Source organism: Thermostichus sp. MS-CIW-23 (assembly GCF_054059455.1).
The window spans coordinates 58,142-81,429 of the sequence record NZ_JBSSCC010000010.1 but is presented as its reverse complement, the minus strand read 5'-3'; the positions used below and the strand labels follow the sequence as shown (position 1 = coordinate 81,429).

Annotated in this window: 17 protein-coding genes, 1 pseudogene and 1 CRISPR repeat array; of the genes and pseudogenes, 9 read left to right on the top strand and 9 right to left on the bottom strand. The window is 57.7% G+C overall.

Translation table 11 applies throughout. The annotated features are described in order from the left end of the window. Positions 1-63: 63 nt before the first annotated feature. Both argF and ctpC read right to left on the bottom strand, forming a co-directional pair. Positions 64-1,008: an ornithine carbamoyltransferase gene (argF, locus tag ACVW0B_RS05655; RefSeq protein ID WP_457491169.1), complete on the bottom strand. Its 945-nt coding sequence runs from the start codon at positions 1,006-1,008 to the stop codon at positions 64-66. Positions 1,009-1,185: 177 nt separating this feature from the next. After that, positions 1,186-2,481: a carboxyl-terminal processing protease CtpC gene (ctpC, locus tag ACVW0B_RS05650; RefSeq protein WP_414406574.1), complete on the bottom strand. Its 1,296-nt coding sequence runs from the start codon at positions 2,479-2,481 to the stop codon at positions 1,186-1,188. A 331-nt stretch (positions 2,482-2,812) separates the two neighbouring features. On the opposite strand from ctpC, the gene ACVW0B_RS05645 reads away from it, so the two are divergent. The 3 genes from ACVW0B_RS05645 to ACVW0B_RS05635 all read left to right on the top strand — a co-directional run bounded on the left by ACVW0B_RS05645 (position 2,813) and on the right by ACVW0B_RS05635 (position 5,859). After that, on the top strand, positions 2,813-4,180 hold the full coding sequence (locus tag ACVW0B_RS05645) for a glutamate-5-semialdehyde dehydrogenase (RefSeq protein WP_457491168.1): 1,368 nt from the start codon (positions 2,813-2,815) through the stop codon (positions 4,178-4,180). 253 nt (positions 4,181-4,433) lie between these two features. Further along, complete coding sequence (locus tag ACVW0B_RS05640; RefSeq protein ID WP_414412513.1) at positions 4,434-4,961, top strand: RNA recognition motif domain-containing protein; 528 nt, start codon at positions 4,434-4,436, stop codon at positions 4,959-4,961. 91 nt (positions 4,962-5,052) lie between these two features. Then, complete coding sequence (locus ACVW0B_RS05635) at positions 5,053-5,859, top strand: DsbA family protein (protein WP_457491167.1); 807 nt, start codon at positions 5,053-5,055, stop codon at positions 5,857-5,859. Between the two features lie 313 nt (positions 5,860-6,172). Here the strand turns inward: ACVW0B_RS05635 and ACVW0B_RS05630 are convergent, their stop codons facing one another. Both ACVW0B_RS05630 and ACVW0B_RS05625 read right to left on the bottom strand, forming a co-directional pair. Next, complete coding sequence (locus ACVW0B_RS05630) at positions 6,173-7,585, bottom strand: SPOR domain-containing protein (RefSeq protein ID WP_457491166.1); 1,413 nt, start codon at positions 7,583-7,585, stop codon at positions 6,173-6,175. Between the two features lie 115 nt (positions 7,586-7,700). Beyond that, complete coding sequence (locus ACVW0B_RS05625; RefSeq protein WP_414331038.1) at positions 7,701-8,129, bottom strand: hypothetical protein; 429 nt, start codon at positions 8,127-8,129, stop codon at positions 7,701-7,703. 111 nt (positions 8,130-8,240) lie between these two features. On the opposite strand from ACVW0B_RS05625, the gene recJ reads away from it, so the two are divergent. The 5 genes from recJ to tmk all read left to right on the top strand — a co-directional run bounded on the left by recJ (position 8,241) and on the right by tmk (position 14,546). After that, on the top strand, positions 8,241-10,886 hold the full coding sequence (gene recJ / locus ACVW0B_RS05620) for a single-stranded-DNA-specific exonuclease RecJ (protein WP_457491165.1): 2,646 nt from the start codon (positions 8,241-8,243) through the stop codon (positions 10,884-10,886). Beyond that, a complete protein-coding gene (locus tag ACVW0B_RS05615) occupies positions 10,876-11,541 on the top strand; it encodes a metallophosphoesterase family protein (protein ID WP_457491164.1) in 666 nt (221 codons plus the stop codon). Before recJ ends, ACVW0B_RS05615 begins: the two co-directional genes overlap by 11 nt. 72 nt (positions 11,542-11,613) lie before the next feature. Further along, positions 11,614-12,225, top strand: a complete 612-nt coding sequence (gene rdgB / locus ACVW0B_RS05610; protein ID WP_414357613.1) for an RdgB/HAM1 family non-canonical purine NTP pyrophosphatase — start codon at positions 11,614-11,616, stop codon at positions 12,223-12,225. A 111-nt stretch (positions 12,226-12,336) separates the two neighbouring features. Beyond that, entirely contained in the window at positions 12,337-13,581 is a 1,245-nt protein-coding gene (locus tag ACVW0B_RS05605; RefSeq protein ID WP_457491163.1) for a hypothetical protein, read from the top strand. A 314-nt stretch (positions 13,582-13,895) separates the two neighbouring features. Beyond that, complete coding sequence (gene tmk, locus ACVW0B_RS05600) at positions 13,896-14,546, top strand: dTMP kinase (RefSeq protein ID WP_457385072.1); 651 nt, start codon at positions 13,896-13,898, stop codon at positions 14,544-14,546. 43 nt (positions 14,547-14,589) lie between these two features. On the opposite strand, the pseudogene ACVW0B_RS05595 reads toward tmk, so the two are convergent. Continuing rightward, positions 14,590-14,773: pseudogene (locus ACVW0B_RS05595) on the bottom strand (hypothetical protein); the annotation flags it as partial. Positions 14,774-15,022: 249 nt separating this feature from the next. Here ACVW0B_RS05595 and ACVW0B_RS05590 point away from each other — a divergent pair. Further along, entirely contained in the window at positions 15,023-16,048 is a 1,026-nt protein-coding gene (locus ACVW0B_RS05590; protein WP_457403840.1) for a CHAD domain-containing protein, read from the top strand. Between the two features lie 72 nt (positions 16,049-16,120). Next, positions 16,121-18,766: direct repeats of the CRISPR family, unit length 36 nt; unit sequence GTTTCCAATTTCTAGGGATCCCCCCGAAGGGGGAAC. A 1,108-nt stretch (positions 18,767-19,874) separates the two neighbouring features. On the opposite strand, the gene cas2 is transcribed toward ACVW0B_RS05590, so the two are convergent. Genes cas2 through ACVW0B_RS05570 form a run of 4 tightly spaced genes read right to left on the bottom strand, consistent with a single transcriptional unit; the run spans position 19,875 to position 23,273 of the window. After that, entirely contained in the window at positions 19,875-20,153 is a 279-nt protein-coding gene (gene cas2 / locus ACVW0B_RS05585) for a CRISPR-associated endonuclease Cas2 (protein WP_414329659.1), read from the bottom strand. Further along, positions 20,153-21,142: a CRISPR-associated endonuclease Cas1 gene (cas1, locus tag ACVW0B_RS05580; protein ID WP_457491162.1), complete on the bottom strand. Its 990-nt coding sequence runs from the start codon at positions 21,140-21,142 to the stop codon at positions 20,153-20,155. The genes cas2 and cas1 overlap by 1 nt, the downstream gene beginning before the upstream one ends. Continuing rightward, positions 21,142-21,441 carry a CRISPR-associated protein Csx18 gene (gene csx18, locus ACVW0B_RS05575; protein ID WP_414406322.1) on the bottom strand — a complete coding sequence of 100 codons (300 nt, stop codon included), beginning with the start codon at positions 21,439-21,441 and terminating at the stop codon, positions 21,142-21,144. The genes cas1 and csx18 overlap by 1 nt, the downstream gene beginning before the upstream one ends. A gap of 29 nt (positions 21,442-21,470) precedes the next feature. Beyond that, positions 21,471-23,273 carry an RAMP superfamily CRISPR-associated protein gene (locus ACVW0B_RS05570; RefSeq protein ID WP_457491161.1) on the bottom strand — a complete coding sequence of 601 codons (1,803 nt, stop codon included), beginning with the start codon at positions 23,271-23,273 and terminating at the stop codon, positions 21,471-21,473. Positions 23,274-23,288: the final 15 nt, after the last annotated feature.

Sequence of the window (23,288 nt, the reverse complement as noted above, 5' to 3'; positions counted from 1 at the left end):
CGAGGCCATCCTCAACGACCGCAAAGCTGTTCGCTACGCCCCTCTCTGGCTCCCCAAAGACTGTTATCCTGGGCCCAGCACCTGAATCAGGAGTGCCTTTTGCACATGTAGGCGATTTTCCGCCTGATCCCACACGCGGGACTGGGATCCCTCCAGTACTTCAGTGGTGATTTCCTCTTCCCGGTGGGCCGGCAGGCAGTGCAGCACAATGGCTTGCGGATCTGCCTGTTGCAGCAGCTCGGCATTGACCTGGTAGGGCAGAAAGGTGGCCTTGCGGGCCTCGGCCTCAGCTTCTTGACCCATGCTGGCCCACACGTCGGTATAGACCACCTGGGATCCAGAGACGGCTTCCTGGGGATCCTGCAGCACCAACACCTGGGATCCCTGGGCCAGAGTGCGGGCTTGCTCCACCACTGCCGCATCCGGCTCGTAACCGGGGGGGGTGGCGACGCGGATGTGGATCCCGCTCATGGCACAGCCCAACAGCAGGGAGTGGGCAACGTTGTTGCCATCGCCGCAATAGGCCAGGGTCAGTCCCGCCAGTTGGCCAAAGTTCTCCTGAATGGTGAGCAGATCGGCCAACACCTGACAGGGGTGAAACTGATCGGTGAGGGCGTTGATCACCGGAACATCGGCATACTCGGCAAAGGTTTCCAGCTCCTTCTGGTCGTAGGTGCGAATGGCGATCACATCCAGGTAGCGGGAGAGGACGCGGGCCGTATCCTGCAGGGGTTCGCCGCGGCTCACCTGCATCACTGTCGGCACCAGATCCAGGGTGCTGCCCCCGCACTGGGCCATGGCTGCCGTAAAACTGGCGCGGGTGCGGGTAGAAGCCTTCTGAAACAACAGCCCCAACACCCGACCCCGCAGCTCCACCCGATAGGGATCCCGCTTTAACTCAGCCGCCTGGGCTAGCAGGGCCGACAGCTCCGCCGGGGTTAGGTCGCTGAGCTTGAGCAGATCCCGTCCGGCCAAGTTTATGGATCCCGCGATCTTCGACCCCGCCATTGTGCTACGCGCCACCTACAGAAACAATAAAAGCATCCCCAGCCCAGCGCTGGTCAACACTCCTCGAATAACTCGAATGAGAAGAGTCTTAATAGTCTTAAATAGCTTGGGCCTCGGCTTAACCCCAATCTCAGGAGTGCCAGATCTGAGACCCATCAAAACCGCCCCCAACACCGGCTAACGTGAAGAGAAACGAATGACCTCCTGGGCCTGTTGCCGACGGGCAGAGATCTGAGCCTGCAGAGCCTGGATGGCAGCAGCATACTGTGGGTCGGCTGGGGTGGCCACCAATTCTCGGTTCTGGCTGAGCCGCTTCAGATCTTCCTCGGACAATTCCACCAAAATGTCGGGGGTAATGCCCTTGTGGTCGATGTCATTACCGTTGGGAGTGCGATAACGGGCAATGGTTACCGCCAGCCCAGATCCATCGGACAGGGGATGCACCGACTGCACCAGGCCCTTGCCGAAAGTTTGCGTGCCGACAATCACGGCGCGACGGTTATCCTGCAGAGCCCCCGACAGAATCTCGCTGGCGCTGGCCGAGCCACCATCCACCAAAACGGCCAAAGGTTTATCGGTGAGGGCCGTGTTGTTGGCCGTCAGGCGATCCTGCTCCCCTTGGCGGTTCACCGTCGAGACAATGCTGCCCCGGTTAATCCACATGCGGGCAATCTCGGCGCTGGAGTAGAGCAGCCCCCCTGGGTTGGCGCGCAAATCCAGAACGTAGGCGGCTACCCCTTGTTTTTCCAGCTCGCGAATGGCTTGGCGCATCTTCTCGGCGGCGTTGCCGGAAAACTGGGTAATCCGGATATAGCCAATGGGCAGGCCGTTTTCCTCGTGAACCTCGTAGCGCACGGTGGCCAGCTCAATTCTTTCCCGCACCAAATCGAACACCTTTAGCCCTTCCCCCTCGCGGCGAATGGTCAGCCGCACCCGCGTACCCGGCTCGCCCCGAATGAGGTTGACCGCAGCGTTGGTGTCCATGCCTTCGGTGGACTTGTCGTCGATGCGCACAATCACGTCTTTGGATTTGATCCCGGCCCGGTCGGCAGGAGACCCTTCAATGGGGGAGATCACCACCAGCTCGTTCGTCTCTTGATCCATGCCCAGCGTGATCCCCACCCCGGTCAGCTCGCCGGATGTATCGATTTGCATGCTGGCAAACTGATCCGGATCCAGAAAGCGGGTGTAGGGATCGTTCAGTTTCTTCAGGGCTTCCCGGATGGCCGCGTAGGCATCTTCTCGGGTGGCATACTCTCGGCTGAGCAGATCTCGCCGCACCGCTTCCCAATCCAGGGAATTAAAAGACGGATCCACGTATTCCCGGTTAACAATTTGCCAAACCTCGTCCACCACTTCCTTGGGATCCCGGCGAAACCCCGCCCAACCCGGCATAGATAGCTGCACGCCGACCAGCGATACCGCTGTCATCACTGCAGCCGTTGCACTAACCACAAACCCACGCTTTCTCATTGGCTCTCCTGGAAGGCGCTAAAAGTCAAGGTTGACGAGGTGGATCTCCAGAGGTGGATCTCTAATTGTCAGGGAACCGGGTTTCGAGCAAGGGTCTTCCCCTATGCGAACTTCAGCTTAGAAGCATCGAGAGCGATGAAGGGCTCCCCTGCGGCAGCAAGTGGGATCCGGATTTTGGTAGGCTACAGATAACCCCAACCGACTGTGCCCAACCTAGCATAGGGATCCCTGCCGGGGGTGCTTCTAGGATCACAGTTCAACACAACTTTGTTACAACCTATCATCGCAACCCTTTTCTTCCAAATGGGCACTTTGCCCCCTTTCTGACTCTATGTCCCTTGCCACCGATTGCCCCAGCTCGCTTGCATCTGCCTCAGAGCGCCCGCTGCTGTCCCAAGTGCAGTTGGCCCGCGCTGCTGCCCAACACACGGCCACCTTGCCCACGGCTATTAAGAATGCCGCTCTGGAGGCCATGGCCACTGCCTTGGTGGAGCACCAAGAGTCTATCTTGGCCGCCAACCGGGCGGATTTGGAGCGGGCAGCAGAGATGGTGAAAGCCGGGGAGTTGTCGGCATCTGCCTATGCTCGCCTGAAGCTGGACGCCCACAAACTGGCAGATATGGTGGCCGGAGTGCGGCAGGTGATCCGGCTGGGGGATCCGGTGGGCCGAGCTTTGCTGATCCGGGAACTGGACGAGGGGCTGATCTTGGAACGGCGCACCTACCCTTTGGGGGTGCTGGGGGTAATCTTCGAGTCGCGGCCCGATGCTTTGGTGCAAATTGCCGCCCTGGCGGTGAAAACCGGCAATAGCGTCTTGCTCAAGGGGGGATCCGAAGCTTTGCTCTCCTGTCAGGCGTTGATGGCGGCCATTCAGGCGGGCCTGCAGCAGATCCCAGAGTTCCCCCAGGGATCCCTGCAGTTGCTCACCAGCCGCGCCGAGGTCAAGGCCCTACTGCAACTGGAGGGGCTGGTAGACCTGATCATCCCCCGCGGCTCCAGCAGCTTTGTCCGCTACATCCTGGAGAATACCCGCATCCCGGTATTGGGCCATGCCGATGGCCTGTGTCACCTGTACGTGGATCGGGCAGCGGATGTGGACATGGCGATCAAGCTGACGGTGGACAGCAAAACCCAGTACCCCGCTGCCTGCAATGCCATCGAGACCCTGTTGGTCCACAAGGCCATAGCCCCCCACTTTTTACCTCTAGCGGTCAAGGCCCTGCGGGAAAAGGGGGTGGAATTGCGGGGGGATCCCCTCTGCCGCGAGCTGGTGCCCGATCTGATCCCGGCCACCGAGGACGACTGGAGCACCGAGTATGCCGATTTGATCCTCTCTATTAAAGTGGTGGGCTCCCTTGACGAGGCCATTGCCCACATCCAGCAGTACGGATCCCGCCATACCGAAGCGATTGTAACCGAGGATGCCGCTGCTGCCCGGCGATTTCTGGATGAAGTGGATGCGGCAGGGGTCTTTCACAATGCTTCCACCCGCTTTGCCGACGGGTTTCGCTATGGCTTCGGGGCGGAGGTGGGCATCAGCACCCAAAAACTGCCGCCGCGCGGGCCGGTGGGCTTAGAAGGCTTGGTGACCTACCGCTACCAACTGCGAGGGCAAGGACATCTTGTAGCCGACTACACGGGCCCCCAGGCCCGACCTTTTCAACATCGGGATCGCCTGAACAACACCGGCTTAGCTTAGCTGCAAAAGCCGGCTGTACAAACCGGCTGTACAAAGCAGTCGTTCACAAAAACCGTTCTCCTCGTCTTCGCGGCTCCAGGTTGAGGTAAATTAAAAAATAGCTTCGTGATTGCCAAGGGTTGCGCTTTGCGGCGCGCTATGGTGTGACGATGGACTACCGGGTTCCGGGTTTGATGTTATGGGCTTGAGCGCCCTAGATGTAGCGCTTTGCATTTTGGCCTTTTGTTATTTCGATTAGGAGCTTCGCTGGATCATGCCTGTGCGTCTGTATGTTGGAAATCTGCCGGAAGAGGTGGATCGTCAGGCACTGGAGAAGCTCTTTCGCTCTGCCGGTGAGGTCATTTCCACCAAGGTGATCCGGGATCGGAAGACAGGCAAATGCCGCGGCTTCGGCTTTGTAACGGTGAACACCGAAGAGCAGGCGCAGCAGTACATCGAAAAGTTCAACGGCCACAGCTTTGGGGATGTCAACTTGCGCATTGAGCTCGCCCAGCCGCGCGACCGAGGGGAAGAAGGCGAATCCAAAACAGCGACCTCTGAGCCTTCATCCAAAGAGTCCAGAGGTTCCAAAGATTCCAGGCCGTCCAGAGATTCTGAGGCCAAGGGCCCTAAAGAGTCGGCAGAAAACCCTGCCCCCAGCAAAAAGCAACGCCAGCGCGGCAATAAGGGTGGGCGCTCCACCGTCGTCGCCGAAAGTGAGGCAGCCTCTGAGCCGGATCCCCGCTGGGCCAGCCAGTTGCAGCGGATCAAGGAGCAGCTTCTGCAGGTCACCAATTCCTAACCCCCCCGAACGAGTGATAGACACTGTTGGGATCTGACGGTAGGCTGGGTGAGTTGCGACGGCTCTAGGCATGTTTGAGAGGGGGGTTGGGATGCATAGGCTGGTGAGGATTTTTCGCGCTTGGGGGCGGAGCTTGGCCCGGGCTGGACTTTTGTTCGGGCTGACGGTTCTGCTGGGAGTGGGAAGTGGAGCTCCGGTTTTCCTACCAGCGGCGGCGGCTGCCCCGGCAGATTTGGAAGAGCAGGTGCTGCAGATCATTCGAAAGAACCCCCAGGTGATTCTGGAGGCCGTACAGGAATACCAGCAGCGACAGTACCAGGAGCAGCAGCAACAACAGCAGCGGCTGGCGGAAGAATTTGGCCGTCAACTGCGGGAGGACCCACGCGCCGTCATCGGAGATTCCCCTCGACTGGGATCCGACGCTCTGCGGTTAGTGTTGGTGGAGTTCTCCGATTTTCAATGCCCCTTCTGCGCCCGCGCCCACAGCACCCTCAAGCAGTTCATGGCCGACCACGGGGATGAGGTGACCTTGGTGTACAAGCACCTGCCCCTGACCAGCATCCACCCAGAAGCGATGTCGGCTGCCCGGGCTGCTTGGGCCGCCCAACGTCAAGGTAAGTTCTGGGAGTTTCACGACGAGCTGTTTGCCAACCAATCTCAGCTTGGGGATGGGTTTTATGTGGCCACTGCTGAGAAGCTGGGCCTGAATATAGAAAAATTCAATCGGGATCGGCGCAGTCGGGCGGCAGAACGCGCCATTCAGCGAGATATTGACTTGGCCTCTCAACTGGGCATCGGTGGCACTCCCCATTTCATCTTGAACGGCATTGCCTTCTCCGGTGCGCAGCCGCTGGAGGTGTTTGAGCAGACGCTGCAGCAGGCTAAGCAAGCCCTCTAGGAAAAATGCTCCGCACTGCTATTGAAACAGGTGGTGTATTGCAAACAGGTGGTGCAACGGCTGGCCTATCCTTCTTACCAGCCTCGCCCAGTTGCCCAAACGCTCCGTCCTTGAGGAGGGCTTTACGGTAGGCTCAGGGCAGTGGCAGGGTAGTCAACCGCTCTATTCGCCCAAGCGGGCTGTAGGCTTTGACAAGCCAGTAGGGTGGGGAGTATGTCAAAAGCAGAAACTCACCCAAGTCGCCATTTGGGCCGAATGGGGATCCCCAACGGCAGGGAAGGAGGAGAGCGTTTATGGCGGAAGTGGCTCTTGGCTACTCCACGGGCAGGATGCGGGCATCGAACCCTGCTTCGGCCAGAGAGCGCCGCGCCTGTTCGGCGTTGGCCCGTTGCCGGTAGGTGCCCACCTGAATCACTGAGCCCCGCAGGAAGGCATCAGGGGCAAACTGTTGCAGCTTGGGTAGGGCCTCTTCCCCAGCCGGCACCACCACCCAAAATCCGCTGCCACCTTCTTCCCCAGGAGGAACAGCCTGGGCAGGCGAGGAGGAGACGGGATCCGCTTGCAAAAGAGGCTGAGAGCGGCGCAGATCGGCGGGGAAGATCCCCGCTTCATAGCCTTGGCCGGCCAAGTAACGCACCTGCTCGGCGGCAGCAGCAGGGTCGGCAAACCCACCTGTGCGCACCACCCGCAGGTCATCGTAGATCAAGGGCAGGGATCCCTCTAGGAGTTGTTTTAGCACAGGCCATTTCTCCCCGGTGGGATCGGCCACCAACACCCAATAGCGCTCTCCTTGTGCTGGGTTGGAGATGGGATCCTGGCCCGCATTTTCTCCTACCAGCGACACCGCCACTGCCGGCAACCCCTGAGCGGTTAGCCAGCGGGCTTGATCCTGGGCCAACGACAGGCGGGAGAAGGTTCCCGTTTGCAAAGCAACCTGGCCGCGGTACTGCACCACAGTGGCTCCTGGAAAGAAGCGGCGCACCCGTTCTTCCAAACGGGGATCACCGGTGGGGTTGGGCACGTGGGTGGCAAAGGGACGCTGGGGATCCAAGGGCGGAGCGGTTGGCGTCGGCGGCACAGAGGCTTTTGAGCTGGCAGCAGGGCGGCTGGGTGCTGCTTGGGCAGGAAAAGCAGGGGGCAGAGGGGGATCCGTCTCTTGGCGGCTCACCACCCGCACCGATAACCCCAGCCGTTCCAAGTCGGCCTGACGGCGTTGAGCATGGCTACGGTTGATGAACGTCCCCGCCAGAATGAAAACCTGCCCATCCCCTTGCACAAAATAGGCATCCGGCACCTGGGTGCGCACCTGAGCCAACTCCGCCGCCCCATCCGCCAGTACATGCACTTGGTAACGGGTCAGGGCCAAAGCAGCCGGCAGGACGTTCCCATTAACGGCGTGGAGCACAAGGGCAAAGGCCGCCAGGGATCCGGCAAAGAGGATCGGTCGCGCTGGCAACAGGGGTACGGAGCATTTCAGCCAGCCGTAGTCCTGACGGGTGTTGCACATGGGATCCATCTCCTCTGGCGGGATTGGCGGCAACTCAAACCTCTGCATCCGGGATGGAGTCTTTGCCTGGGCCTGCGGGGATCCCCCACAGTGCCAGAGCTCGCAGTTCACCCCCTTGCGGGAAGGACAACTCAAAGCTAGCGTAAGCCGAAGTTTGGGCAAGGCTGTGCCAGGGATGGGCTTGCAGATGCCGCCCACCACCGATAGAATGCTCCGCACTGCCACCGCAAAGATGCAGCCCAGTTGGGTTCACGGGAGAAACACAGATCTAGTGCATCTCCAGTATAGATAGGCTGGCAAGACTCTATCGCTATGGCTTGTCGGGGAGTTTGTTTCAGAGGCGACGGCGGCGGGATGGAGTCCTCGCCACAAGGGTGCGGGATCCCCCCAGGGCAAAGCGGATGATCTCCGTCTTGTACTGCTGCGAGCCCTCTGTGTAGCGGGCAAGCTGAATGGCGGATCCCTGGCCGGAAGGAAGCAAGAACCGTTCGCGACAGTGGTGGGCAGCACTCTCTGGAGTTTCCGCTTCGAGGGCAATGAAAAACCGCAGACGCAGCAGCACTTCCAACTTGGACAAGTGCTCGGTTTGCTCTGGCACCAAGCGGCCTAACGAGATTTGTAGGCGCGGCCTGCGTCGCCGAGATCCGGGGCGGCCCCAAAGCTGCTGGGCCAGTGTCCACAGAGAGGTCTGCTCAGAGGACTTGACCAACAGCTTTAAGCCTGTCAGCGGGTTAAGGCCATAGGTAAGCAGTAGAGAATACATCGACAGCAGGGAAGAGCAGAGGAGCGTTTTGGGTTAACGTCAAAAGGATAGCCCACATGCCAACTGTAGCACTGCCTACCCCCTGTCCCCATCCATGCCCCACCCTTCCCTATGGCCGGGATCCCTGCTCAACGCTGGCTGTTTCATCCTGTGGACAAGTTGACTGCCCAGAGCTTGGCCGAGGCAGTGGGGATCTCGCCCATATTGGCTCAGATCTTACTCAATCGCGGGCTCTCCAGCCCTGCTGCCGTGCAGCAGTACCTGCAGCCGGATCCCGCCCACCTGCCTCCACCCAGTCAGGATTTTGCCGATTTGCCCCTGGCGGTGGACTTGCTGGACGGGGCGATTCGCCGACAAGAGCCCATCGCCATTTGCGGCGACTACGATGCCGACGGCATGACCAGCACGGCCCTGCTGCTGCGGGCTTTGCGGGACGCTCCAGTGCATTACCGCATCCCCAGCCGCATGACGGAGGGCTATGGCCTCAACAGCCGCATGGTGCAAGAGCTTCACCGAGAGGGGGTGCGCCTCATTCTCACCGTGGACAACGGCATCTCCGCCCACGAGCCCATCCAACTGGCCAAAGCTCTGGGCTTGACGGTAATCGTGACGGATCACCACGATTTGCCGCCCCAGTTGCCCCCTGCCGATGCCATCCTCAATCCCAAGCAGCTCCCGCTCTCTTCCCCCTATCGGGGGATGGCCGGGGTGGGAGTTGCCTACCTCCTGGCCCAAGCGCTGGCCGAGCGCCGTGGTGATGGCCATCTGCAGCGGGTGGCCCTGGAACTGTTTACTGTGGGCACCATTGCCGATCTGGCGCCGCTGACGGGGGTTAACCGCCTTTGGGTGCGGCAGGGGCTGCACCTCTTGCCCACCTCCCAGGTGGCAGGGATCCGCGCCCTTCTGCAGGTGATGGGCATGCAGGGATCCCTGGAGGGGCTGCGGCCTGAGTGGATTGGGTTTGGCCTGGGGCCCCGCATCAACGCCGTTGGGCGAATTGGCCGGGCGAGAATGGGGATCCAGTTGCTGACCACCGACGATCGCCAGCAGGCAGAGAAGCTGGCCCGCCGCTGCGAACAGCTCAACCAGGTGCGGCAGCAGATGTGCGGGCGCATCGAGGCAGAAGCCCTCGAGCAAATTGCCCAGCAAGGCCGAGATCTGCAACAGGAGCGGGTGTTAACAATTTTGGGATCCCCTCAGCAGAAATGGCATAAAGGGGTGATCGGCATTGTGGCCTCGCGGTTGGCAGAGCGTTTTGGCTGTCCGGTGTTCATCGGCAGCCAGTCGCGGCAAGGGGAGATCAGTGGCTCGGCGCGGCAGGGGATCCCCGAGTTTGACGTGTTTCAAGCGTTGGAGTTTTGCAAGGATCTGTTCACCAAGCACGGCGGCCACCCCGCTGCTGGGGGATTTAGCCTGAGAGCAGAAGACTGGCCTTTTTTTGAAGAACGGTTGCGGCAGTTTGCCCAACAGCAATTGCAGCCGGAGCAGATCCAGCCGCTGGTGCAAATCGATGCCGAAGTGTCGCTGTCAGATCTCACCCTTGACCTCTATCGAGAGCTCCAGCATCTGCAGCCCTGTGGCATCGGCAATCCTGAGCCGGTCTTCTGCAGCCGCAACCTGCAGGTTCTGCAACAGCAGCGATTTGGCCCAGTTCCCGGCCACCTGAAGCTGCTGCTCCGGGATCCTGCTCTCCCTACGCAACGCTCCCATGGGTTACGTGCTACTCGGACGGAGTCCTCTTGTCCGGGCAGGAGCGACTCAGCCGCCAAAACCCCTAGTGATGACCGCGGAGTGGCCAGCATCACCGATGCGTTGGTGGGGAGCACAAACCCGAGGCCACAGCGCCCCCTCTGGGCCATCCGTTGGCGGGGAGCGGAAACCCATCCGCTGCCGGAGCGAGTTGATGTAGCCTACACGCTCAAGGCCAAAACATGGCAGGGAGAAACCCAACTGGAGCTGGAAATTCTCGGGATCCAACCTGCCCAAGAGGCTGCCACTGCCGGCAACCCCCCTCTCGAGAAAACAGCGCCCCGCACCCCTGATGGGAGCAAGTCTCCCATCTCCCCCGCCTCTCTGGATGCCACTCCTCCCATGCCCAACTCTAAGCCCTCGACTGGCTCCCAGAGGGGGACAGAGCCCTCACCTCTGTTGATCTGGCGCCCCACCCCCCAGCCCACCCAGCCTTTGCGTTGGCAAGCTGTAGACCGATTTTCTGTCCTCTGGCCTCAGGCGCAGGGAACCATCCTGTTCTACGGCTTCCGCCGCCCCTCGCTGGTCTTGTCTTCAAGGCCTACGGCCCGCTATCGCGAACGGCGGTACCTGACTCTCCACTACGACCGTCCCCAAGCCGGCCACCGCTATGATCAACTCTGGCTGTGGAGCTGGCCCCCTTCTCTGGATCACCTCAAGTGGCTGCTCTGTTGCACCCCCAGCAGCGAGCTGTTGATTGCCGTCCATCAGCAAGCGGTGCCCCTGCCCTCCGCTGCCAGCTTGCAACGCCAGCTCCGCCAATACCTGCAAACCCGCAGCCAGGTGGATCTGCTGCGCTTGGCCCAGCAGTGGTGGCTGTCTCCGGCAGTGTTGGTGGCAGGATTACGCTCTCTGGGGTATGCCTGCCCGGATTTTGGCCCCACGGGATCCCTCGACGAAGAACTGGAAGCCCAGCAAGCTTGGTACAGCAGCTCCTGGCAGCAGGTTGCCGCCCTGCTTCAGGGATCCCACCTGGATTCTTCTGCGGCTGATTCTCATGGGGATTAAGCTGCTGCTCGGCTCCGACTACCACGGCAGCCCTCGGCTGATCCGGCAGGCCCTTGCCCATCTGCCGGAGGTGGATGCTTACATCAACTGCGGGGATTTCTGTTCCAAGGCCGGCAAACCTTCCCGCAAGGCCACCCAGGGCTTTCATCCGGCAGCCCAAGCAGAGGTGGTTCATCTGCAATCCTTTTTGGCGGCAGTGGAGAGCCTGGGCAAACCCTGGCTCTTTTTACCTGGCAACCACGATCCGGCGGCTTCAGTTTTGGATTTGCTGGTTGGCCGTTGGGGACGGGCCATCACCCAGTCCTGCTGCTTTGAGTGGCTGGGGTTACAGGTTTTGGCTGTACCCTGGACTCCCCCCTGTGGCTGGAGCTGGTCTCTGACCTCCGCCCATTTGCAGGAGCTGCTCACCCTCTACAGTCAGCCCCCCCGGCCCATTGACCTGCTGCTGACCCACGCTCCGCCGCGAGGCTTTTTGGATGAAGGCGGGAAGTGGTATCACCGTCGCACACCCACCTTGCGCCCCCTTTTGGAACAGGTGCAGCCCCGCTACTACATCTGCGGACACATGCACTGGGATGGGGGCAAGGTAGAGCGATGGGGATCCACCCTGGTGATCAACACAGCCCTGCACAACATGGTTCTCGAGATCCATTAGGCAGGAAGCCCTTGGACAGCCTTCCGCCTCCTCAGCTTTCCGCTACATCCATACGATTCGTAGGAACCTTCCATGACCCGTCCTTTGATCTTGGCCAGCAGTAGCCCCGGCAAATGGCGCGAGTTCAATGCCTTTTTCCAGGCCCATGCCCCTGCTTGGGAGCTGCGCCGCATGCCCTCAGAAATTGAGGTGGAAGAAACCGGCACCACCTTTGCCGAAAATGCCCTTCTCAAAGCCAGAGCCGTGGCCAAGTCTCTGGGGGAGTGGGCCATTGCCGACGATTCCGGCCTAGCGGTAGAAGCCCTTGGCGGTGCCCCTGGGATCCGCTCGGCTCGCTATGCCCCCAACGATGCTGCCCGCATCGAGCGGTTGCTCAGGGAAATGGAAGGGATCCCAAATCGCCGAGCCACCTTTCACTGCGCCATCGCCCTGGTGGATCCCCAAGGTGTAGTGCATGCCCTGGTGGAAGGGGTATGCTCAGGAGAGATCTTGACCCAGCCGCGGGGAGAGGGGGGGTTTGGCTATGACCCGCTGTTTTGGGTGCCCGAAGTGGGGCTAACCTTTGCCGAAATGAGCCCAGCTCAAAAAGAGGCCATCGGCCACCGAGGCCGAGCCTTGCGCGCCTTGAAAGCGCAGTTGCCTCTCCTGGAGAAGCGTATGGGCTGGCTTGGATCCCAGGAATAGCATCCGATGTCCTGGCCGGGGAGCTGCTAGGATACAATAGTCCCTTCCCTTCGGGGGAGTGAAATTGAAAGCCGTCTTGCCTTGGCAGCTGAGGGGAGCGCTCGAAGAACTATGGGTTTTTCTGAGTTTGAGGATCGAGATCCCATTGCAGCAGCGGAACGGACTGCTGCCCCCGATCCCAGCCGCTATGCTCCAGATTCTGCCGGTGAGGAAGCCGCGGTCTCCTCGGTTGCAAACTCTGGTGAAGGAAGGGAGCGGCAAGGTCGTCGTTCTCCACCCCCTTTGCCGGAAGAGGGCTCAACCTTTGCAGGCGCAGAGGATTGGCTGGACGTTCGCGGTAGCGGGACGGAGTCCTTGGAGAATGGGCGGGATAGCTACAGGGAGTCCGCGCAAGGGGCCACTTCTCGCCCTTCCAACCGCTCCCCCCAGACTGGCCGAGACGAGGGGTCTCGTGTTGACAGCGAAAAGGGGGGGCAGAAAGCCGCTGCAGGAGGAGCCGGTGAGCGCCCTGGGCAAGCGCTAGTTCCCCGCCGTTCTGTCTCCGGCAGCCGAGGTTACGACGGATCCGCCCGTTCCTCTGCCTTTCGCGGTAGCGGGACGGAGTCCTTTGCTGGCCGCTCGCGTAAGCGGGACGGAGTCCTTGGGGAATCCGGCTACCGCAGTGACTACAGCCGTTCCGCTCCTTACGGCTACACCTCCGGCTATGTTGGCGGTGGGGGATATGGCGGTGGTGGGCGAGGCGGCAGCTCCAGCGGGGGGGTCTCCTCCTCCGATCTGACGATCCTGCTGGTGGTGGCCCTGCTGGCCTTCTTCGGGGGATTCGCTATCCGCAACATCTTCGCCGAGTCGGGCGGCTTTGACGATGAGCGCCCCATCCGCGCTGCCAATGTGCCCGCAGCCTTTCGCGATTTTTGCTTTGCCTATAACGGCACTGCCTCCTTTACTGTGGTGCAACTGACCAGCGTTTCTGCTCTGACCATGGCCTCAGTGCCCGTTTACAAGATGGATACTTGCACCATCCCTGTCAGCCAAACGGCCAATGCCCTCCAAGCTTTGGGCATCCGCGGCCGGGCCAACACCTTGGGCCCCCAGCTGGGGGGATCCAACCTCACCCTGATCCAGCTCCCCTTGGCCAGCAGCTTGGCGCGCGCCGTGTACAGCCAGTTTCCTGGCTTGGCCGCTCAGGGCAACGAGGCGCAGGTTTTATCCCAACTGGAAGCCACCATCAACAACGCCCTGCGCTCCAACATCGAAGGGTTAGCCCTGCAAAGCCTGGAGCCCACCAACATCCCCGACGTCTACGTGGTGGTGCCGGGGCACTCCTTTAATTTGCAGCCCCAACTCAACCTGCGCTAACCCTCCTGCAGAGCATGCCTCTAACCCCCGAAACCCTGAACTTTGCTGAATTTACTGAGCTTTAGGCGGTTTGGCAAAAGTCATTGAGAGGGATATAGTAGACCAAGTTTCCCCCTGATCCTTGAGTCCACCGCAACGGTTGCCGGGAAGTGAAGGGGGAAAGCGCTCGGGGGGTATTCCTCAGGGCTTTGCGGGATACCGCCTTCCTGTTTGGACTCCGTCCCGCTGACGCGAACAGAGATAGGCAGGATGCGATCGCTTCTTTCCTGAACCATGTTCAGGAGAGTTCAGCGTGAATGTATCAGGACGACGGTGTGTTCATCACCCTAGAAGGCGGGGAAGGGGTGGGCAAAACCACCCAACAGGCCCTCTTGGTTGAGCGGCTGCGCCAAGAAGGCTACGCTTGCCTGTGTACCCGCGAGCCGGGGGGCACGGCGCTGGGCAAAACGCTGCGGGAGCTGTTGCTGCACGGGGATCCCTTTAGCCCTCTGGCGGAGTTGCTCCTGTACGCGGCGGATCGGGCTGAACACGTGAGCAAAGTCATCGCGCCGGCTCTGGCGGCAGGGCAGGTGGTCGTTTGTGATCGCTTTACCGATTCCACCTTGGCCTATCAAGGCTATGGCCGGGGCATAGATCTGGATCTGATCCGGCAGCTCAACCGATGGGTCACCGACGGGCTACAGCCGGATCTCACCCTGTGGCTGGATCTGCCCCCCGAGGTGGGGCTAGAACGGGCTCGCTCCCGTTCTTCTGGCGCAGTTGAGCTAGCGGTGCAGAGCACTAACGAGCAAGAAGGCCTAGAGTTCCACCGGCGGGTTTACTGCGGATTCGAAACCCTGGCTGCCGCAGAACCACAGCGGATTGTCCGCATTTCAGCCCAGGGATCCCCGGCAGAGGTGGCTGCCCGCCTCTGGTCAGTGGTCGAACCCCGCCTACCACTTGCGACAGCAGGCCGGGAGCCCTAGACTGATACATTTACGCTGAACATTGCTGAACATCACTGTTCAACTATGCAGCGATAGCATTCTGTTTGTTTCCAACCAGAATGGCGGTATCCCGCAAAGCTTTGAGTAGAATACCCAAAGCGCAGTTTCCGTGTCGTCTTACTACCAATTTTCTGCTTTGCTTTGGCTACCATGTTGGCAGACTCGAAAGTAAACAGAAAGATCAACTGGTAGTAATCCGTACTGAACATATTATACATTATTTTCAGTATAGTTGAGCTTATTATTGACTAGAGTCATGCTCTGTTCCGCTGACGGGAATGGCGCGACAGGCCAAAGCTCGCGACAGTTTCCCTGGCCACAGCCTGCTCGGTTTACCAAGGTTAAGATTAGGTTAAAAGGGAAGAGGCGGGGGTAACCTCAAGCTAGGCTGGATGACCTATGTGAAAAGAGCCTGCTGCCCTCTTGGTTCTCGTTTTGGGTAGAGGAGACTGGCTGTGGACGCTGTTGCTGCTGAGCTGAAAACCGATCGCGTCAGCGGGACGGAGTCCTTTCGCGTCAGCGGGACGGAGTCCTTTCGCGTCAGCGGGACGGAGTCCTTGCACTTGACCTTGCCCTCATCTGCGCCCTTGCCAACCGTGGCCGCCTGGGCCCACCAGCTGTTGAGCCAGCAATGGCAGCGGCTGCAGAAACACGTAAAGCGAGTTCTGACCCAGCATCCAGAAGCGGCAGAATCTCTCCACCAAATCCGGGTGACCCTGCGCCGTATTGGCACCTGGGTGCAGGTATTTCAGGGATCCGTCCGGCTGCCCAAGCCTCTCAAGCCCAAACGCCTGCAAAAGCTGGCCAGTGCTTTGGGCAAGCAGCGGGATCTGGACGTGCTGCTGGAAATCCTGCAGGAACCTTGCTGGGAAGGGATCCCGGCAGCCCAGCAGGCAGAACTGGAGAAGCTAAAACAAGATCTGCAGCAACGTCGAACCCAAGCCGAGAAACGCTCCCGCCGCATTCTTGAAGATGCTGACTTCCTGGCGTTTCAAGCTGCCTGCGAGCAGTGGCTGGCTCACCCCCGCTATAAGCCCCAGGCGGAGCTGCCTCTGCCGGAAAGCTTGCCCCACTTGCTGACTCCCCTGCTGGCCCAGTGGCTGCTGCAGCCAGGCTGGCGGATCCCTGCTTTCCCCGCAACGGAAGCCCAAGCTGAGCAACTGCACGAGCTGCGCAAGGCCACCAAACGACTCCGCTATCAGGTGGAGTTTTTTGCGCCCTTTTACGGGGAAACCATGCAAGATTGGATAGCAACCCTGAAGTGCTTGCAGGATCAACTGGGCCGCTTTAACGATTTGCAGGTTTTGCAAGGCGAGCTGCCTGCAGACTCAGACCTACAAACCCTTCTCCAGGAACAACAAAAACTAGCCCTCCAGGAGTGGCCTGAGCACCAACAGCGCTGCCTGGCCTCTGCCGAGCAGCACCGGCTTTACTCTAATCTTTTCTCTGTTTCCAATTTCTTTCCAACTGGGGATCCCTAGGTTTCCAATTCTATAGATCCCCCCGAAGGAAAAACCCCGCCTTATTGGCGGGGGATTTTTTGTGGCTATAGGGTTTCCAATTTCTAGGGATCCCCCCGAAGGGGGAACTTCCAATTAAGAACGCACTGAAGTTGTCTCCTGCTCAGTTTCCAATTTCTAGGGATCCCCCCGAAGGGGGAACTGTGTAGTGGGGGGTTAGGGGGAGGAGGTTAGTTATCGTTTCCAATTTCTAGGGATCCCCCCGAAGGGGGAACATTCAACAATTTGAGCGACTACATCGACATGTGCTCACGTTTCCAATTTCTAGGGATCCCCCCGAAGGGGGAACTGTTGACCCCGATGTTAAGGCCAAGAGCAACCTCATGTTTCCAATTTCTAGGGATCCCCCCGAAGGGGGAACAGAAAACCAAACCTACCGTAGGATAGGCAATCCTACAGTTTCCAATTTCTAGGGATCCCCCCGAAGGGGGAACATCGAGGAGAGGAATTAGTAATCACTGATGGAACAGTTCCTGAGAGGTTTCCAATTTCTAGGGATCCCCCCGAAGGGGGAACATCGAGGAGAGGAATTAGTAATCACTGATGGAACAGTTCCTGAGAGGTTTCCAATTTCTAGGGATCCCCCCGAAGGGGGAACATGAAAAAGACCCGGCAGCCGTGAAAGCGGCCATTCGGTTTCCAATTTCTAGGGATCCCCCCGAAGGGGGAACCACCTACCCGGGACACCAGTGGAGCGTCCACCGAGCAGTTTCCAATTTCTAGGGATCCCCCCGAAGGGGGAACAGCTATCGAGGAACTGGATGTGCACAACCAACCAATTTTGGTAGGTTTCCAATTTCTAGGGATCCCCCCGAAGGGGGAACGTATTACTACCTTCCCGACTATGACAGTTGGGTACTTGGGGAGTTTCCAATTTCTAGGGATCCCCCCGAAGGGGGAACTTCACACTCTCATACCACCCTCCCCCAACCCCTCTCGGGCATTGGTGTTTCCAATTTCTAGGGATCCCCCCGAAGGGGGAACAAGTACGTGCCCGGTTGGGCCGTTATGGGCGGGACACGTTTCCAATTTCTAGGGATCCCCCCGAAGGGGGAACTTGAATGGGTTAACAACCGCTAAACCCGATCTCCCTCGTTTCCAATTTCTAGGGATCCCCCCGAAGGGGGAACTTCCAGAAACCTTCCTGGGCCATTTAAGGCCCGCAGAGGGAGTTTCCAATTTCTAGGGATCCCCCCGAAGGGGGAACTCTTCCTGAAGAACTCAATAAGCTTGAGCAGGTAATGCTCAATGTTTCCAATTTCTAGGGATCCCCCCGAAGGGGGAACAGGGAGGTTTGCAGAGGTTTTGCAGGCTTTGGGCTTCGTTTCCAATTTCTAGGGATCCCCCCGAAGGGGGAACTCGATGTTCTGGGGTGAGAGCGCACGCGAAGCCTAGTTTCCAATTTCTAGGGATCCCCCCGAAGGGGGAACGGCAGCCTTTTTTATTTTTAGGCAGGTTTCAGTCATTGTTTCCAATTTCTAGGGATCCCCCCGAAGGGGGAACTTGGGTGATTGCAGAGACTGGGTGGGAGAAACTCTTCTCTAGTTTCCAATTTCTAGGGATCCCCCCGAAGGGGGAACCTCTCGTTCAGGAGTACGAAGAGTAAACGATAAAGCTAAGTTTCCAATTTCTAGGGATCCCCCCGAAGGGGGAACGGATCCCTCAACAGCGTGCTCAAGTGAGAAACAGAAGTTTCCAATTTCTAGGGATCCCCCCGAAGGGGGAACGGATCCCTCAACAGCGTGCTCAAGTGAGAAACAGAAGTTTCCAATTTCTAGGGATCCCCCCGAAGGGGGAACACCAAAACCGGTGGATAATCGCCGCAGAGGTTTGGGGTTTCCAATTTCTAGGGATCCCCCCGAAGGGGGAACAACAAACAGTATTACTGGAACTTTGAGAAGAACACCGTTTCCAATTTCTAGGGATCCCCCCGAAGGGGGAACTAAATAACGGTTTACCACAGCCTATGCAGGACATTTTGTTTCCAATTTCTAGGGATCCCCCCGAAGGGGGAACAGGACTACGTTGGCATGTTTGCACTCGACGAGTGGGAGTTTCCAATTTCTAGGGATCCCCCCGAAGGGGGAACAGGAGAAGGTCGAAAGACCAACTCCCGTTCTTCTAGTTTCCAATTTCTAGGGATCCCCCCGAAGGGGGAACGGTTGCCAAACTCCAACACCCAACTCTCGGTGAAGTGTTTCCAATTTCTAGGGATCCCCCCGAAGGGGGAACAAGGAGTTCCGGTCACACACCGGAATCCAAAATTAGAGTTTCCAATTTCTAGGGATCCCCCCGAAGGGGGAACTTGGGAATCTAGTGTAACACCTAGCCTGAATTAAAACGTTTCCAATTTCTAGGGATCCCCCCGAAGGGGGAACAATAAACAAGTCCACGCCCTCACGCACGGTCAGCCCAGACGTTTCCAATTTCTAGGGATCCCCCCGAAGGGGGAACGTTCCCTCGCTTCTGAGGTATGCCGTCCGGGTGTCTCGTTTCCAATTTCCAGGGATCCCCCCGAAGGGGGAACTGTCCGTCGTTTACTCTCGCATTCCCGGCAAACCTGTTGTCGTTTCCAATTTCTAGGGATCCCCCCGAAGGGGGAACGCAGGGGTGAGGCTAATCAGTGAAGGTGCTGTTTTCAAGGTTTCCAATTTCTAGGGATCCCCCCGAAGGGGGAACTTGAGCCTTGCGGATCTGGGCTATCGTCACACTTGCACCCTTACCCGCACGGTTTGGAACCCGCACAGGCTTGGGCAACAAAACAGGAGTTGGCTTTGGTTGAGCCGGAGCCACCGGCTTTTCTTCGTTGTAGGAATCGACGAACGCAGACTCAAATGCAGCTTTCGCTGCTTCGAGCCACTCGTCCGGAGTCCAAATAATGCGCTTAGACATTGTAGGCTCCTTTTGAGAAGTGTGTCTAGTTCGGTTGCTCCCCTGGCGACACGTTTAACCAAGTTTCCAATTTCTAGGGATCCCCCCGAAGGGGGAACCAGTATACATAAAAATAAACCAGTATACATAAAAATAAAAAAGAAGAGAAGGTGGAGGGGGCTTTCTCTCCTCACCGACGGAGTGGACCAGGCTCCGTCGGCTTGGGGTTCCTCCCAGATTCAGGGTTGGTCCAGAGCCCTGCATCAGGGATTCACCCAAACAGTGGATTAACGGCTCCACTGCGGGCCGGGAAGCCCCCCTCTCGGGCAGGAGAAATCAGAAAGCCTCCCTCTCGGGCAGGCGTTTCCAATTTCTAGGGATCCCCTCCACCCCTATTTAAACCCAAGCAGGGCAAGGAATGCAAGACCCATTTGCGAGGGATCCGGAAAAAAGTCGGCAAAAAGGGTGCTGGCGAGGGGGCTCTGGGGCCGGAAAGCCTTGTGGCGCAAGGCGTCGAGGGATCGGACGAAAGAATCGGCCTTTGCGGCTTTTGGCGGATCGCTCGCGCAGGCGTTGATACCGTTTGAGTGTGCTTTTGGAAACACCGAGTGCTTAAGTAGGAAGAGCATGACTCTAGTCAATAATAAGCTCAACTATACTGAAAATAATGTATAGTATGTTCAGTACGGATTACTACCAGTTGATCTTTCTGTTTACTTTCGAGTCTGCCAACATGGTAGCCAAAGCAAAGCAGAAAATTGGTAGTAAGACGACACGGAAACTGCGCTTTGGGTATTCTACTCAAAGCTTTGCGGGATACCGCCATTCTGTTTGGAAACAAACAGAATGCTATCGCTGCATAGTTGAACAGTGATGTTCAGCAGTGTTCAGCGTAAATGTATCAGACTTGCCTGAGCTACACAATGACCGAGCTGGGGGGTGCAGTCAGGGCAGGCCCACCCCAGATTTCCACCTGGGCGAGGACATAGCTAGTGAGCGGATAGAAGCGGACGCTGTCTTCCTCGGGCTTGATCTTCTTGCGGAGCCGCAGTTTGAGCTCCTCGAACTTGTCTTTGTCGAGGACGCACTCAAACACGCTGTATTGCACGCGCTTGCCGTAGCCTTCTAGCAGGTCGGCAATTTTCTTGCGTCGCTTGTCGCAGGGAGTATCGTAGGTAACAACATAAAGAAACATCAGCGAATCCGGTAGGGCTGGTACAAATCTTGAGGATTATAGACGGATTGCTTAAACTTTTTAACTTGCTGCGTTAGCAGATCCCAGCGGGGTTGATCTCCGTCAGGGGTCTGGATGGATCCCTCCATTCTTTGGATGAAAGCTGTAAGGTACTTTTTCCTGCCACTATCACTTAGAAAACAGCCACCATCGCGATACTCAAAGTCTTCTTCGATGTTCATAATGCCCTTGTTGATCAGCCAGAGGACTATTGAATCTACAATAGGCGCCCGAAATTCTTCCAGTAAGTCCGAAACCAGAGCAGCATGGCGTTCACTGCTAGCGTGCAAGCAACCCTGATAGGGATCCAAATCTTGCAGCTCAATCAGGGTTAATAGATGGTTCCAGAGCACCATGTAGCCAAAGCTGAGCATGGCATTAACCGGGTTAGTGGGCGGCTGTCGAGTGCGGTTAAGCAAAACAAAGCCCCTTTGCTGAAGGCAATTTCCCAATTCCGGGAAATACAGAGCCGCAGCCGCTCCTTCAATGCCCCGCAATTGATCTAGAGACTTGGCCTCAAGAGCTTGAGCAGCCAAATGTTCCAGACTGCGCAGGGTCAGATCCCCTGTTTCAGTGGGGCGCTGCCTGAGCTGTCTCATCAGCAGCACTCGGCTATTGAGAAGCTTGGCTTGCACCATCTGGGCTGCCGTTTGCAATCGCCATTCTTCAGGGAGCGCCTGTTGCAAATGAGCTAAGCGGCGGTACCCCCTCTCTATAGGAACAAGGCGACCATAGCAATAGCCTAGCCGGGAGAGATAGGCAATAGGAATATTCCGCCTCAGGCACGCTCTCACTACGTCTGTGGTGACCTGGGATCGGCCAAAGATTAAAATTTGCTCCAGCAAGGGTAGAGGCACCTCCTGCAAGAGCGACTCGCCCAAATAGACCATTACGAACTCTTGCTTAAGGCTTAGCCTACACCCCTGCTGAGAGACATATAAAGTTCGCATTATTCGTCATGACGACGCAGATCTTCAGCGCCTCGCCTCTGATCTATGGCATTGCCGGGTTTAGAGCGGCCACGCTCCGGTAAAATCTCCACATCAATTTCAGGACTTGACAAGAAATCCATCACGATCTCGGCCAGACTGCCCGAAAAGAAGCTGGCAATCGCGACAAGAATGGTATTGGTAATCACGGCTGCCAATCCCAAAGGAGCAATTAGCAGGATGGCCAGCGTGATCGAGCCGTTGACCACAGCTGTAACAAGGTTTCTAAGAACTTTGGCATTGATCCTCTTTTTGGACATTTTATTCCTCCAGAGATTCTCCAAGATCTCTACTTCAAGGGCCAGATTATTCCAAAATCATCAGCATTTTTCCTGAGCTGTTCAAGATAACTTTTCCTAGGATTCACCGTTGCCCTAAAAACGGTAACCACCTGATAGTCATCCAAATCTGCAATCCAAACAGGGGACGGCGTGCCTGTGTCGCCGCAGAGAAACTTGTCGTATTTTCCTGGCGCTATCTTGCCTACCTTGTGCAAAACAGCCAAAGCATAGGGCTTATTAAACTCTTTTGGGCCGCTGCAGACTACAATCCTGCAATGGGCATCCACAGCTTCAGGCAACTTTTCTTTGCTGACCTGACCAAAGCTCCCGGGATTGCTGGGATCAATGGCCTGCCCAGTCAAAACCTGGAGCGCCTCAAAAAAGCCCCGCAGCCGCTTCTGAAAGAGTTTCTGGAATTCCTCTACCGACTCTGGCAGATTCCAAAATGAATCTTCGGAGTTGGGAATGAGGGTGGATCCCCGCCACCAAGGAGCTCTACCGCGGTCTTGGCGAGAGTAGCAGGGCCTTCTTGCCCCCTGGCCAATACCTCCCAGATGAAACATCATCCACGTGAGGTTCCGAAAGAGCTTTTGCACTGCTTCCTGCTTCTCTTTTGAAGCATGGTTGTGGCACTCCTCAGAAAGGCTGAGAATGAGGATCCCTTCTTGCTGTCCAGCAGGATTCCCCCTTCCCGCTTGGTTGAGTTCCGGCTCTGGTTGAGTTACTCGCCCCTTCAAAAGATCCACATGGATCCAGCCATGTTTTTGCTGGGGAGTGATGGCCCCAAAAAGTTGCCCCTCCCATTCCTGCACCTGCTTCACGGGCAAAACACCCAGGGCAAAGGTTCGAAACCAGTAGCGCAGCATGTTCTTAAAGGCTACCGGTCGGACTTCGGCAATTGATTTGTTGTCATACCGGTTCTTATCAGGTCTCCAGTTGACCACTTGCCGCCCGTGGATCAACTGACCCTCCAGCTCAAAAGGCAGCCGCAAGAATTCTCCCTTGTATTGAGATAGAGTTTTGCCAGTTTGAATCAGCCGACCGTAGCCGGTATTGACTTGGGATCCCACTCCTTGCTCCAGCCCGCGGATAAGCCATTCTTTCACTTGGGCTAACATCTCGTCGGTGCAGCCTGGGCCTTTGCGGATCCCGATTAAAAACGTGGCCTGTTTGAGAGAGAAAAAGACATTGGGATTTGCTTTATATTCCAAGCTGTTGCCATTCCATCTCCAAACGTTATTGGCAATATCGACAGCTAGACCTCCTGTTTTGGAATTATCAGGATCCCCTTGTTTTTGAGTCTTGGTCGGCACAGGGTAGGCATCCAAAAAGATCACCTTGCCAGCACTATCTTTGTCCTCAGCTTCCAGGTGCCCAAGCCAGGGTGCCACTGCTTTATCCGCCTCTTTCCAAGACAGGTTGTGCTTCCGCATCAACTCTCGAATAGCCTGGGTGCGGGCTACCCCCCGCAAGGTGGAGCTGGGAATGTAGGGGATCCCTAAGTGATCAAAAGCGGGCAGCAGCATGCTTTCCGGGCCTTTGGCTCCACCCACCCGAATTCGCCAGGGACAGGTGACCTGAAAGGTGTCATTGGCAATGCGCTTGATGCGACTGTTTAGAACTTGCAAGCGGGAGCTGTAGTCTGCATTTGCTTCCGCCCGATGCACCAGATAGACTTTGGTTCCCTCCCTGAAAGGAGCCCCATAGGCTCTCATCCAGCGCAGATATTCAATAAAGCTCGCTGTGGGATCTGGGCTGGGGTTGGGATCCGAGGGATGTCCTAACCAGGGAGCAGGACGATTGCTAGGCATTTGATCTTCTCCTAA